Source organism: Ferruginibacter sp. SUN002 (genome assembly GCF_050611725.1).
In the GTDB taxonomy this organism is placed as follows: domain Bacteria; phylum Bacteroidota; class Bacteroidia; order Chitinophagales; family Chitinophagaceae; genus Ferruginibacter.
The window spans coordinates 986153-1000640 of the sequence record NZ_JBODJB010000001.1 but is presented as its reverse complement, the minus strand read 5'-3'; the positions used below and the strand labels follow the sequence as shown (position 1 = coordinate 1000640).

Annotated in this window: 11 protein-coding genes; 8 read left to right on the top strand and 3 right to left on the bottom strand. The window is 37.1% G+C overall.

The annotated features are described in order from the left end of the window. The first annotated feature begins 12 nt into the window (after positions 1-12). Complete coding sequence (gene gatB, locus ACQ33O_RS04420; protein ID WP_430994352.1) at positions 13-1455, top strand: Asp-tRNA(Asn)/Glu-tRNA(Gln) amidotransferase subunit GatB; 1443 nt, start codon at positions 13-15, stop codon at positions 1453-1455. Continuing rightward, positions 1456-2622, top strand: a complete 1167-nt coding sequence (locus ACQ33O_RS04415; protein ID WP_430994351.1) for a redoxin domain-containing protein — start codon at positions 1456-1458, stop codon at positions 2620-2622. Between the two features lies 1 nt (position 2623). Here the strand turns inward: ACQ33O_RS04415 and ACQ33O_RS04410 are convergent, their stop codons facing one another. After that, entirely contained in the window at positions 2624-5026 is a 2403-nt protein-coding gene (locus ACQ33O_RS04410; protein ID WP_430994350.1) for an efflux RND transporter permease subunit, read from the bottom strand. Between the two features lie 156 nt (positions 5027-5182). Here ACQ33O_RS04410 and recO point away from each other — a divergent pair, with 156 nt between their 5' ends. After that, the gene (gene recO, locus ACQ33O_RS04405) at positions 5183-5914 is read left to right on the top strand and encodes a DNA repair protein RecO (RefSeq protein ID WP_430994349.1); all 732 of its coding nucleotides are present in this window, start codon (positions 5183-5185) and stop codon (positions 5912-5914) included. Here the strand turns inward: recO and ACQ33O_RS04400 are convergent. After that, positions 5909-7093 (bottom strand): amidohydrolase family protein, encoded by a 1185-nt coding sequence (locus ACQ33O_RS04400; protein WP_430994348.1) that lies wholly within the window; start codon positions 7091-7093, stop codon positions 5909-5911. The two genes, recO and ACQ33O_RS04400, sit on opposite strands and share 6 nt — an antisense overlap. Before the next feature lie 136 nt (positions 7094-7229). Here ACQ33O_RS04400 and prfA point away from each other — a divergent pair, with 136 nt between their 5' ends. From prfA to ACQ33O_RS04375, 5 genes are all read left to right on the top strand, one after another. Next, positions 7230-8294, top strand: coding sequence for a peptide chain release factor 1 (prfA, locus tag ACQ33O_RS04395; RefSeq protein ID WP_430994347.1), 1065 nt, complete (start codon positions 7230-7232; stop codon positions 8292-8294). A 74-nt stretch (positions 8295-8368) separates the two neighbouring features. After that, a complete protein-coding gene (locus ACQ33O_RS04390) occupies positions 8369-8992 on the top strand; it encodes a hypothetical protein (RefSeq protein ID WP_430994346.1) in 624 nt (207 codons plus the stop codon). Positions 8993-9309: 317 nt separating this feature from the next. Continuing rightward, a complete protein-coding gene (gene tatC / locus ACQ33O_RS04385; RefSeq protein ID WP_430994345.1) occupies positions 9310-10194 on the top strand; it encodes a twin-arginine translocase subunit TatC in 885 nt (294 codons plus the stop codon). Between the two features lie 88 nt (positions 10195-10282). After that, the gene (rpiB, locus tag ACQ33O_RS04380; RefSeq protein WP_430994344.1) at positions 10283-10732 is read left to right on the top strand and encodes a ribose 5-phosphate isomerase B; all 450 of its coding nucleotides are present in this window, start codon (positions 10283-10285) and stop codon (positions 10730-10732) included. Between the two features lie 66 nt (positions 10733-10798). After that, positions 10799-12379 carry a M28 family peptidase gene (locus ACQ33O_RS04375; protein WP_430994343.1) on the top strand — a complete coding sequence of 527 codons (1581 nt, stop codon included), beginning with the start codon at positions 10799-10801 and terminating at the stop codon, positions 12377-12379. A 2-nt stretch (positions 12380-12381) separates the two neighbouring features. Here the strand turns inward: ACQ33O_RS04375 and ACQ33O_RS04370 are convergent, their stop codons facing one another. After that, complete coding sequence (locus tag ACQ33O_RS04370) at positions 12382-14466, bottom strand: TonB-dependent receptor family protein (protein WP_430994342.1); 2085 nt, start codon at positions 14464-14466, stop codon at positions 12382-12384. Positions 14467-14488 lie beyond the last annotated feature (22 nt).

Sequence of the window (14488 nt, the reverse complement as noted above, 5' to 3'; positions counted from 1 at the left end):
CCTTTGCACCCAATGAAAAATGATAAATATCAGGTAGTGATCGGGCTTGAAGTACATGCTCAATTACTAACTAAAAGCAAAATATTTTGTGGCGATAGTGCAGCTTTCGGGGCAGCGCCAAATACACATATCAGCCCTATTACAATGGCTCATCCAGGCACATTGCCTAAGATGAATAAAAAAGCAATTGAGTTTGCAGTAAAACTTGGCCTTGCCTTGCATTGCGAAATTGAACAACACAACTATTTTGCCCGTAAAAATTATTTTTATCCTGATCTTCCGAAAGGATATCAGATCAGTCAACATACAACACCGATTTGTAAGAATGGCATTGTAAAAATAAAAACGGCCGATGGCGAAAGAAATATTCGTCTCAACAGAATTCACATGGAAGAAGATGCAGGAAAAAGTTTACATGATGTGGATCCGGATTATACTGCAATAGACCTTAACAGAGCCGGCGTTGCTTTATTGGAAATTGTAAGTGAACCCGACCTTCATAGTAGTGAAGAAGCATTTGCTTATGTAACTGAACTAAGAAGATTGGTTCGTTGGATAGATATTTGCGATGGTAATATGGAAGAAGGTAGTATGCGTTGCGATGCAAATATTTCTATTCGTTTGAAAGGCGAAACCAAATTGGGTACAAGGGTTGAAGTAAAAAATTTGAACAGCATACGCAATGTGAAAAAAGCAATTGATATTGAAGTTGACAGATTGATAGATATTGTTGAAAGCGGCGGAACAATTGTGCAGGAAACAAGAAGTTTTGATGCAGATAAGAACACTACCTTTTCTTTACGTAGTAAAGAAGATGCGGATGATTACAGATATTTTGCCGATCCCGACCTCACTCCTTTCAATATCACTGATGAGTTTTTACAAAAAATAAAAAGCGAATTACCTGCTTTGCCCGAAGCGTTGGAGAAAAAATATAAAGAAGTTTTTCATCTACCGCCTTATGATGCACAGGTAATCTGCGGAGATAAATCTTTGGTAGATTATTTTGAAGCCATCATCAAACATACGTCTAACTACAAAGCAGCGGTAAACTGGCTAATGGGACCGGTAAAATCTTACCTGAACGAAAACAGCATTGAGCTGGAGGCATTTACGCTGACGCCAACAAAAATTGCTGAATTGATACAACTTGTAGACGATGGTAAAGTAAACTTCAGCATAGCCTCTACAAAAATATTTAACGCTTTACTAACTGCTCCGGATAAAAATGCGTTGCAACTTGCAACAGAATTAAATCTTATTCAGGAAAGCGATAGCTGCTCTATTGAAGCCTGGGTAGATGAAGTGATCGGCAAAATGCCTGACAAAGTTGTTGAATATAAAAAAGGGAAAAAAGGGCTAATCGGAATGTTTGCCGGCGAAGTAAAAAAACTCAGCAAAGGCAAGGCCGACATGAACATTGTAAACAAATTATTAGCAGAGAAATTAAGTTAAATGAAAAAAATATTCTTTATCCTTAGCGTTGCATCAGTTTTATTTGCTTGCCACAACAAAACCTCAGATAACAAGTTTAAAGTAACCGGAGAAATTAAAAATATTCCGGATCAGAAAATATTTCTTGAAGAACTTTTTTTTGGTGAAAGAGCTCCGGAGGTATTAGACACAGCTGAGATCAAGAACGGAAAATTTGTAATTGGCGCCATTGCCCAAGAAGAAGGTTTGTTTCGCCTACGTTTAGAAAAGAACAATAGTGGCTTTATCTTCATCAACGATAAAAACAATATTAGTTTTTCAGCCGATGCCAATAAATTAATGTTGAGTGAACAGATGTTCAATTCACCCGTTAATCATTCTCTTGCAAAATTTATGAGCTATAATGATAGCTTAAGAAATATACTGGACGAACACCTACTGTCGTTAGAAAATATGTTGAAGATGAACATAAAGGAAACAGACAGCAGTTTTATTGCAAAAAAAACAATTTTTGAAACACAAAAAGAACAGATCACAAAATATTGTTTTAAATATGCTGATACTACCACAAGTCCTGTATTAGCTGTATTTTCAGCAACTGCAGCACCTGTAGATGTAGAAAAACTAGACATCCCTTTACAAAAGTTGAGTACTCGTTTTCCAAAAAGCACTGCCGTAGCTACAGCATTGCTTACAGTAAAACAACAGATAGCAGAGATCAAACAATCAAGAGAAACAAATGCACAACCGCAAATTCAACCGGTAAAAGTTGGTGATATTGCTCCCGAAATAACAATGCCGGATGTAAATGGTAAAATTTTTTCATTAAGCAGTTTGAAAGGAAAGTATGTACTGATCGATTTTTGGGCAAGTTGGTGTGGCCCTTGCAGAGCAGAAAACCCGAATATTGTAAATGCTTACAATAATTTTAAAAATAAAAATTTCACCATTCTTGGTGTATCATTAGACAAAGAAGCTACTGCCTGGAAGAATGCTATTGCTAAAGACAAGCTAACCTGGCAACATATCAGCGAATTAAAAGATTGGCAAACTACAGCCACTATTGCCGATAGTTATGGTTTCGATGAAATACCGTTCAATGTATTGATTGACCCACAAGGAAAGATCATTGCTATGGACTTACGTGGTCCAAGATTAGCCGAAAAATTAGCTGAAGTATTGCAATAATTTATTTTTTCTTTTTCTTGCCTGTTAATAACAATAGTACCGGCAACAAAACCAAATTGGTTAATGTAGCCACCAACAATGTTATTGATGTTAACCATCCTAATGCAAATGTGCCGCCAAAACTACTGAAGCAGAAAATAATAAAGCCCGCTATCAACACCAATGAAGTATATACAATGCTTAACCCTGTATGGTTGATCGTTGAATAAACCGTTTTAGCAACATCATTATCAAAGCCCGGTAACTCCTGTTTGTAGTTCACCAAAAACCTGATCGTAATGTCGATCGCAATGCCTAAGGCCACACTAAAAACAAGGACAGTACTTGGTTTCAACGGAACACCCGCCCAACCCATTACTCCTGCTGTGATCACTAATGGGATCAAATTCGGGATCAATGAGCAAAGCAACACCCGAACCGATTTAAATAAATACAACATACAAAGGCTGATCAACAAAAATGCCCAGAAAATGCTTTCTTTCAGTCCGTTGATGATAAACTTACTGCCTTCCAAAAATGTTATACTCGTTCCTGTTAGCTTTACATTGTACTGAGGTGTGGTATCGTATTTTGCAAAAGTTGTATCGATGGTAACAACAGAACTATCAAACTCATCTACTATAGTATCTAATTTAAAAGCCGATCTTCTATCCGGTTCTAAAAAATTATATTTTGTAGAATCAAATAATGCATTGGCTCTCTTTTGAATACCATCCAATAATTTCGGCAATTCTATCGTACCCACATCCGCCATATTCACACTAATTCTTGTGTTTTGTCTGGATGAATCCATAAAAGCAGACAACATTTTTACAAAATTATTTTTAGCCCCGCTGTCATTTTTATTCGGACGTAAATATTCTCCAACGAAAGCTCCATCGAAAGTATTAGGTAATAGATAGTTGGCAGAATCGCCTTCATAAAAAGCCTGCTTTGCAAACTTGAGCCCTTCCGCAACGCTCAAAGGCCTGTTCATTTCCTTTTGTGCTGTTATGTATTGAGATAAAGAATCTGCCTTTTCAAAAACAGACAATGCTCTCATCCCCGCCAAGCCATTTCTTTTTTTAGTATCGATAACAATTTCCAGCGGCATTACCCCATGGAAATTCTTTTCGAAAAATTTAAGGTCTGTATATATCTTATCGGTCTTTGGAAGGTCATCCACAATAAAGGCAACCGTTTTCAATTTAAAAATTCCAATAACCGCAAACGCCAATGCAATGATTGTTACAGCATACACTGTTTTTTTATGATTGATCACCCATCTTTCAATTCTTAATAAGAAAGAAACTACAAAACGGTTGTTCAAATATTTTGTTTGCGATGATTTAGGATTTGGCAAATAGCTCAACACTGCCGGTAATAGAATAAAAGAAATAACAAATATTAGCATGATGCTGATACCTGCAACCATTCCAAACTCTTTAAGAATAGCGCTCTTAGTTAATGCAAACACCGCAAAACCAATGGCAGCAGTAATGTTACAAAACAATGTAACAATCCCCATTTTACTTACCATATCAACCAGCGATTTGTTTTTATCTCCGGATGCCAGATAAGAAGTATGATATTTATTGATGAAATAAATACAGTTGGGAATCCCGATCACCACTACTAAAGGGGGTATCAATGCTGTTAGCAACGTAATTTTATACCCGAATAAATATAACACACCAAGGCTCCACACAACACCGAGCAATACCACTGTTAAAGAAAGCATGGCAGTTCCGAACGACCTGAAGAACAATAATAATATCAATGCACTCAACAATAAAGAGCCAATTAAAAAGAAACGCATTTCCTTTTGAATTCTGTCGCCAACAACTGTTCTTATTAAAGGCAAACCGCTTAAATGAGCTTCTATCTTAGTGTCTTTTTCAAACTTGTTTACCTCAGCAATAATGTCTGCTACAATTTTTGAACGCTTTGCCGAATTGAGAGAATCTTTATTGATCCTAACCCCCATTAAATAAGCATTAGATTCAGGACTGTATAATAAAGATTTATAAAAAGGTAAATTGAAGAAAGTGCTTTTTGCCGAATCCAGTTCGGCTTGTGTTGTAATGCTGTCAGGAAATATTTTTACTGCATTCAGTTTTTCTGTTAAAATATCTTTTTGAAGATTTACTGACGATGGCACACTTAATACATCTTCTACATCGATTACTTTTTTTAATTGTTTATGAAGAAGATCATATGCTTTGAAGGTCTTTAGCTCAAATAGTTTATCACTCTGTACTCCCACAACTAGCATATTGCCATCATCACCAAATTTAGATCTAAAGGAAACATAATCCTGATACTTTGGATTATCGGTAGGTATTGCTCTGGAAAATTCGTAACTCAATTTTACCTTGCTTCCAAAGTAGCCCATTACAGCAGTTACTGCAAATAATGCTATCAAAAGAGCCAACCTATATTTTATTACGAAACTACCTAAGCGTTGCCACATAAATTATTGAATATTTTTGTACCTAATATTGAATATTGAGATGCAAAGAAAGATAATTTATACGGCATACTCAAAAATCTAACTACTATTGCATTTTAGCTGCTTAAGATGACACACAAAACAAAGGGAATTGTACTGAGAACGGTTAAATATGGCGAAACAAGCCTTATTGTTACCATATTTACCGAGCTATTTGGTGTGCAATCCTATATGGTCAATGGCGTAAGAACCGCTTCAAAAAGTAATAAAAAAGCTAATTGCTTTCTACCGGGTGCAATTCTTGATCTGGTCGTTTATCATAGCGAACAAAAAAATCTGCAGCGAATAAAAGAATTTCAATGGGCATATCTCTATCAACACAATTTCAGCGATGTGATCAAAAACTGTATTGTTTTATATATGGTTGAGCTTTTAAATAAATGCCTGAAACAGCCGGAAGAAAACCACAATCTGTTCAATTTTTGTGAAGATGTTTTGAAAGAATTAGATACTGCCGAGAGATCGGTCACTGCAAATATTCCATTATACTATACCTTGCAGTTGACACACTTTCTGGGATTTAAAATGATAGATAATTATAGTAAAGAAAATTCTTTCTTAGATCTTCAGGAAGGATGTTTTGAAACAACACAACCCGATCATAATAATTTTATCGATGGTGAACAAGCCTTTACAACTTCGCAAATACTAAAAGTGTTATTGCCTTTTGAATTGGAACAAATAAAATTATCGAGAGATGCAAGAAGAAATTTATTGTTACAATATCAAAATTATTATGCTTTACACATTGCCGAATTCGGGCAATTAAAAACGCTAACGGTTTTGCATGAGGTTTTATAAAAGTCGCTTTGCAGAAGAGTTCATAGTTACATTCAATCCATTCATTTCATCTATTAAAATAACTCCGGGGTTTTTATTTTTCTCAAAGCTACCTAATTCATTGTCCATCTGTAATGCTCTGGCAGCATTGATTGTAGACCATCGCAGTATTTCTTCCAGAGGAATAGAGAAAGCTGTTTTGTGTTGAATGGTCTTTATTTCTTCTAACATATTCAATTGCCAATTACTTGCATAACTATCGGTACCAATAACGATATTGCAATTATTTTTCCTTAATAGATCGATCGGAGGCATTCTTCCTTCAATGTATTTGTTAGCATTGGGACATAGGCAGAAATGCAATGGTCGATGGACAATGGACGACTGACGACAGACAAAATCCAGATCCTCTTGATTGGTAAAAGTATTGTGTACTAAAATGATCGATTGGTTATTCGTGAAATAATTTAACCATGTTTGAAAACTTGTTTTACCACTTGGTTCAAAGCCAGTAATATCAATTCCGAAATTTTTATACAATTCTAAAAAGCTGCCCGACTTGTCTTCATACAATTTATTTTCTTCTTCGCTTTCCTGATTATGAATGGATATTAATTGATTGGCGGTTGCCTCATTCAATAACTGAAATAGTTTTTTTGAAACGGAGTAAGGGGCATGTGGAACTATGGACCATGGACCATGGTCCATGGTCCACTGATGTGCCACTTCTTGAATCGCTTCAAATCTTTTTTCAGCCAACGCATCAGTAAACCCACTCACCTCAATAAAATTATGCCACTTCATCTTACTTTTTTGTTTGATATCGATCGAATCTGTCGTATTACAAATATCTCCTACTGCAACGGTACCACTATTATATAACTCCTGCTCTGCCAAGCGCATGGCATCAAACTTCAACTCGTCAGCTATGCCTCTTTTGCTCATTACCTGTTGTACAAATGAAACCAAGCCCGTTTTATCAGGGATCATATCTTTCATATGGCTTAATTCAATATGGCAATGGCTATTGATAAACCCTGGTGTAAGTAAGCCTTTAAAGACCTCGATATCATCGCCTGCATCATTTTTATCAACGATGTCCAACACTTTTCCACCAAGATCGGTGATCAATACCCCATTTCCATGTATGATCTCTGACCCGGTAAAAAGATGATCGGCATTAAATTTTCTGTAACTCATGTAATATGTTAATTTTGCTGCCCATTGGGCTCATTGCAAAACATGATAAAAGTTCAATAAAGGTATACTGTACAAGTGAGTGACACAACGATGTTGAGAAATGTTACAAATGCTTGTCCAAAAATAAAAATACACTATGTTAGATAAACTAGATGCAATAAAGGCAAAATTTGATGACTTAGGTGTTGCTTTGACCAATCCTGAAATTGTGAGCGACAATAAGCGATTTGGTGCAATGAGTAAGGAATATCGTAGTCTTGAAAAGATCGTCAATGCAAGAAATGCCTACATCCGCACATTAGAAGACATTGAATTCAATAAAGAAGTATTGAATGGCGATGATGATGAGATGAGAGATCTGGCGAAAATGGAATTGCCCGGACTCGAGGAAAAGAAAACTCAGATGGAAGCACAGCTTAGAAATATGCTGATTCCTAAAGACCCTTACGATGAAAAGAATGCCATTCTTGAGATCAGAGCCGGAACCGGTGGAGACGAAGCTTCTTTATTTGCTGGTAACCTTTTAAGGATGTATCTGAAATATTGCGAAAGAAGAGGCTGGAAAACAACTTTACTCAGCGAAAGCGAAGGTACCGTGGGTGGCTACAAGGAGGTTCAACTTGAAGTTGTAGGTGATGATGTATATGGTATTTTAAAATTTGAAAGTGGTGTTCATCGGGTACAGCGTGTACCCGATACCGAAGCCAGTGGCCGTGTACATACCAGTGCAGCCACAGTAGCAGTTATGCCGGAGGCAGATGAGGTTGATTTTGAGTTGAAAGAAAGCGATGTAAAAATGGAGACTGCCCGAAGCGGTGGAGCAGGCGGACAGAACGTAAATAAGGTAGAGACAAAAGTATTCTTAACACATAAACCAACCGGTTTGGTGGTAATGTGTCAGACAGAACGTAGCCAGCTTGCTAACAAAGAAAAAGCAATGGATATGCTGCGGACTAAATTATATGATGAGGAAGTACGTAAGGCAGAAGAAGAGATATCTAAAAGAAGAAAGAGCTTGGTAAGCACGGGTGACAGAAGCGCTAAGATCAGAACATATAATTATCCGCAAGGCAGGGTAACCGATCATCGGATCGGATTAACCGTATATAATCTGGATGAGGTTATCAATGGCGATATTCAGGAATTTCTGGATGCATTGCAGTTTGCAGAAAATGCAGAAAAAATGACTACACAAGGTTAGGATGCAACTTACAGAGCATAAATTGCATCTACAGTCGACTATATTTTATAGCTTCATCATTTAAATTAAAAGTCATGTTAGAAAATCTTTTCAATCTCATCAAAGAAGAAGGTACGGAATCTGTTATAAACAACCCTGTTGTGCCTAACGAACAAAACGATGCCGTTGTTGCAGATGCAACTCACTCAGTAGCAGATGGTTTACAAAATGTTTTAGCAGGTGGCGGACTAACAAATATTCTTTCTCTTTTTGGAAATCAAAATGCAGGTGGAAACGGTGGTGGCCTTCTAGACAATCCAATAGTTAAATCCATCATCGGCAGTTTTACTAATAAGCTTACAAATAATCATGGTATAGAAAGCAATCAGGCTAACGGTATTGCAAATAGTTTGATACCGAATGTTATCAGCAGTTTAATCAACAAAACTAACGACCCGAACAACAGCAGCTTTGACATCAATAGTCTGATCGGCTCCCTTACAGGCGGAGCAAATAATGCACAAACTGGTGGCGGTGGGTTTGATCTCGGCGGATTAGTAAGCAAATTTGCAGGGGGTGGTTTAGATACAGATGGTGATGGACAAGTTGAATTAAGCGATATCATCAGCAAAGTAACCGGAGGCGCACAACAACAGCAACAACAAAGGCAAGAAGGTGGTGGTGGCTTTATGGATATGATAAAAGGCTTCATGAAATAGGTATTTATAATTTATTGTTAAAGCGTCCTCTAACAGGGACGCTTTTTTATTTTCATTAAACTCTTGATATAACTTAGAGTCAGATTTACAACAGTTCTTTTATACGCATTTTTAGGTTTGAGTATTATATATTTCTTAACAATGAGAATATGTGAAATGGCACCGAATTTGCGTTTATAACAATAGAAATAACGAATTAAATTTTTCTCATAAGCAGTTAGTTTTGGTAAACGGCCCCGATTTTTATCGGGGCTTCTCTTTTTTACCAATTGATATAATAAACTCATTTACCTTTGCCAACAATCATTCATTATTAGGTGGCTACAACAACTTCAGATAGAAAATCTTTCCTGAACAGACTTTCCGGCAAGGACAAAAGTGAGCAGACGGAGATGACGTTTTTTGACCATATTGAGGAACTACGTTGGCATATCATGCGTAGTGTAATTGCCTGGCTGGTTGGTGCTATTCTGATCTTTATAAACATTGATTGGGTTTATGACAACCTGATTCTGGCTCCTGCTAACGAAAAATTTGTAACCTATGGCGCTTTATGCAAGTTCGGACAATGGTTGCATGTAGGCGATGCATTTTGTATGCCTCCTGTAAAAATTGACTTTCAGGTTACAGAGGTGAACGGCACTTTTTCTTCGGCCATTACCATCGCAATGATCGGTGGTATCATTTTAGCATTCCCTTATATTTTTTGGGAATTGTGGCGTTTTATAAAACCGGCTCTTTCTCCAAAAGAAAGAAAATATGGCAGAGGTAGTATTTTTTGGGTGTCGCTTTGTTTTTTTACCGGCGCAGCTTTTGGATATTACTTGCTGGCTCCTTTTACCTTTAACTTTTTGGCAAGTTTTACACTCGGCAAATCGGGAATGATCCAATACAGGCCGGCCATTAATGACTATATAGACAGTTTAACCAATTTGATACTTGGATGCGGTATTGCATTTGAATTACCGGTGCTTTGCTATGTTTTAGCGAAGATTGGATTGATAACCGGTTCTTTCTTAAAGAAATATTTCAAATTTGCTTTTGTTATAATTTTAGTTGTAGCAGCTATTATCACACCTTCTCCCGACTGGACCAGTCAGTTCTTAGTTGCTATCCCACTGGTGGTTCTTTACTGGATCAGTATCATATTGGCATCGAGAGTAGAAAGAAGAAAATTAAAAGAAGAAAAAGAATGGAGCTGATCTAAATTATGAGTTATGAGTTATAAATTATGAATTAACTTTACACCTCAGAAACTCATAATTCAACATTCATAATTCATAATTAAAAATGTCAGTCTTCAATCTACAACTCCCTATAGCCATCGGCTGCGATCATGCCGGATTCGATTACAAAGAAGACGTTATCTCTTTTTTAGAGGGCAAAGGTTTGAAATTTAAAGATTTTGGCACTTACGATAAACATTCGGCAGATTATCCGGATTTTGCTCACCCTGTTGCATCGGCAGTTGAAAGTGGCGAGTATGCATTTGGTATTTTACTTTGCGGTAGTGCTAACGGTGTTGCTATTACCGCTAACAAACACCAGCAGATCAGAGCGGCTATTTGTTGGGGCGAAGAATTAGCTCAACTAGCAAGACAACACAATGATGCTAATGTGATCTGTATTCCTGCCCGATTTGTAAGAGAAGGCGATGTAGAAAAAATGATTGACCTCTTCATCAATACACCTTTCGAAGGTGGCCGTCATCAAAACAGGGTAAACAAAATTGCCTGCTAACCGACTATCACTTTTCTTTTTGCATCTCACATCGATATTGTACATTTAATACCTAATAAAAAATGTATGATGAAATATTTCTTTGTTGCTTTTGTATTGTTAGCATCCGGTAATGTATTGGCTCAAGTTGACAATGCGGCAAAATACGCCGCCACTATTACTAAAGAGGATCTTAAAAAACATCTTACCATTGTTGCCGGGGATGAGATGGAAGGCCGTGAAACCGGTACTGCAGGGCAACGAAAAGCTTCTTTATATATTCAACAACAATTTGAAGCGATAGGTTTGAAGCCGGCAGCAGCATTAAACGGCTATGAACAGTTCTTCCCTTTGTTTAAAGACTCCATGATCAGTAATGATCTACGCATCGGCAATGAAAGATTAGTGTATGGAGCAGATTATTACACAGCCGTTATGTTCAACGATTCTAAAAGAACAGAAGCTAAAAAAATTGTGTTTGCAGGATATGGCATTAATGAGAAAAATTACAATGATTATAAGGGCAAAAAAGTAAAAGGTAAGATCGTTGTCATTATTTTAGGCGAACCGAAGCAAGATGGAGTTTATGTATTGTCGGGCAATTCAAGTCCATCGGAATACTCCTATCCGGGCATTCAAAAAAAATTAGCTGTTGCAAAGAAAAAAGGAGCAATTGGAGCGATCATCATCAATCCTAATATTGGTGTTATCACAGCTCAATTAGCAGAAAAAAGCAGCAGATCATCTATGTACTATCCAAAAGATAATTATATCAGTATTAACTATGCTGTAGTTGCTCATGAAACTTTAAAAAAACTATTCCCAGACTGGCAAATTAATTTACTAATAGACAAAGCAAAAAATTATGAGTTATTGAATGCGCATAAACTGTCTGAGGTAGTGAGCAACTACTCTTTCGATTACCAAAAGAAGCATGAGCAAATTGATGCCAGCAATGTTTTGGGTTATATTGAAGGAACAGATAAAAAAAATGAATACGTTTTTTTAACGGCACACTATGATCATCTTGGCAAACATGATGGCAAGATATATTATGGTGCAGATGACGATGGCAGTGGTACCTGTGCGGTAATTGAAATGGCAGAAGCTTTTGCTAAAGCAGCCAAAGAAGGAAACGGACCAAGAAGAACAGTTGTATTCATGACCGTTAGCGGAGAAGAAAAAGGGCTTTGGGGCAGTGAATATTATAGTGACAATCCGGTGTTCCCTTTAAAGAAAACTTCTGTTGATCTTAACACAGATATGATAGGAAGAATAGATACCGAAAGAATGACAGACGATTCATTGAATTATGTTTATGTAATTGGTCACGATAAACTCAGCAGCGATCTGCCCATTATCAACGAAGGAGTAAATAAAAAATATACCGGGCTTACACTCGACTATAAATTTGATGACCCCAACGATCAGGAAAGAATTTATTATCGCAGCGATCATTACAATTTTGCCCGTAAAGGCGTTCCAATTTTATTTTTCTACGATGGTATGTTGTTAGCAGATTATCATCAACCAACCGATACTGTTGACAGGATATACTGGGATATATATGAAAAAAGAGCCCGTATGATCTTTCATACCGCATGGGAAATTGCCAACAGAGATAAGATGTTGAAAAGAGACAAGCCCTTACCCGCCGGAGAAAGATAGATTTACAATTTGAACTGCACTGTTACAAAATAACCTCGTTTATCCGAAGGGATGATACCGGGGCCGGGATATCCATCTGCACGTCTTGTAAAATATTTTGTATTGGTTACATTGTTGATGCTCCCAAAAATGGTTGCCCATTTCCATTTATAGCTTACACTTATGTCCATCACATTGTAAGATGGTATCAACCCATCAACTGCCGAAGGAGTAAACTCAGCATTGGTAGCATCGGAATACTGTTGCCCTACATAAGAATACTGCCATGTGAAATTGTAAGCTTTTTTGCCAAAAGAAATACCCGTTCTGAACAAAACCGGAGGCACAAACTCTACTTGTTTATCTTGAATAGATGCATCCGCTGAATTATAATAACGGGCATCTATAATCGAAAAATTGGTATAGACTGAAAGCTTATATGGCGATCGGCCATAAGTGATCGCTTTCAGAAGATCGGCTTCAATTAAACTTTCAAAACCTATATTACGGCTATCGGCTACATTCTTACGAAGTCTATATACCATGAAATCAACATCACGGGTAAAAACAGAACCTATTCTGTTCTTATATTTAAGATAGAAGGCTGTCATATCGTAATACAACCAGTCTTTTATTTTCCCCCTTACACCAAGATCTGCAGTATAACCTCTTTCATCTTTCAAACTGGAATCTACTCTTGCATTATCATTCAATATGCGGATGTCGTTAAAATTTACCGAACGATAATTTTGTGAAATATTTGCATAGAACTCAACTCCGTTCAATAGCTTGTATGACGACCCTATTCCAAAGAAAACGAAGGACCGGTTATTCTCTTTCTTTTCAAATCTTTTTACATTTGGCACAAAACGCATTTGTTGGTAATAATACCCATCGGCTTTTGTAGAAATATATTCGAATCTTGCACCGGGAGTAATACTCCACTTATCATTGATCTGAAAAATATTTTCACTGAATACAGAAAAGTTGTTTCCGGGAAAATCATACCCCGATCCATCCGGCTCAATCCCTTCAAATTCAAACTTGGGGCCGCTTCCTGCATCAGCATCTCCCTGAAAACGTTTTGTAAGCCCTTTATATAAACGTGTACCAATCAAAAAAGTACTCGTTTGCTTTTTAAACATTGTGTATTGATGAAGCAATCTTATTTCTGAACCAATGTTTTTGTAGTCGTCAGACATCATGTCTCTTTCCCCTCCCGGATCGGGACGATTGATATAATTCAAAATACCCAATGCATCTCTCCCTGCTACCAATGCGTAATTACGCATGTTGATCTTTGTGTGATTATTAAAAGTATAATCTAAAGAAAGATTAATCAAATTCCAGTTTACCTTAAACCAGTTTCTTGTTCTAACGGATACGGATGGGTCATTTTCAAAATCTGCATCTGTTAAACCACCGGGTTGTTGGGCCAGATAATGCATGAAAGAATATTCACCGGTGATCTTTAATTTACTTGTCAACGGATAATCTAGATGAAGATAAGCAGCATGTTGATCGTAGTGACTGTTGGGGCGCCAGTTATCGCCACGTTTGTATTGATAAAATGTATAATAATTTAATTTCTTAACTGTTCCGCCTACACTATTGAATGTATTAAAAAAGCCCCATGAGCCTGCAGTTTGTCTTGATACTACTTCATATTTTTTATCGGGAGCGCCTTTCTTCAATTGAAAATTTACCAAGCCGCCAAACTGAGTGCCGTACTGCAATCCGGCTGCTCCTCGTACAATTTCAATTCTTTCCAACGCTTCGGTTGGTGGCACATAATAACTTTCCGGATAACCTAATGCATCGGCACTAATATCATAGCCATTCTGACGTGTATTAAAATTTGAAACCCGACTTGGATTCAATCCTCGTCCACCAATACCCAATTGCAACCCACCTCCATCATATTCCCAAATATTCAAACCCACAATACGGCCATATATTTGTCTTGCATTATTTGTTGCTGTATTGGCATTGATATTTGCAAGATTGATCACCTCTGTTTTCTTTCCGGCATAAATAGCCACGCCTTCTACCTGCCTTAATTTACCCGAAGCCTGCGTACTTCCATTCAATACAGTTACGGTGTCCATTGTTTTTCGGACAGTATCACTT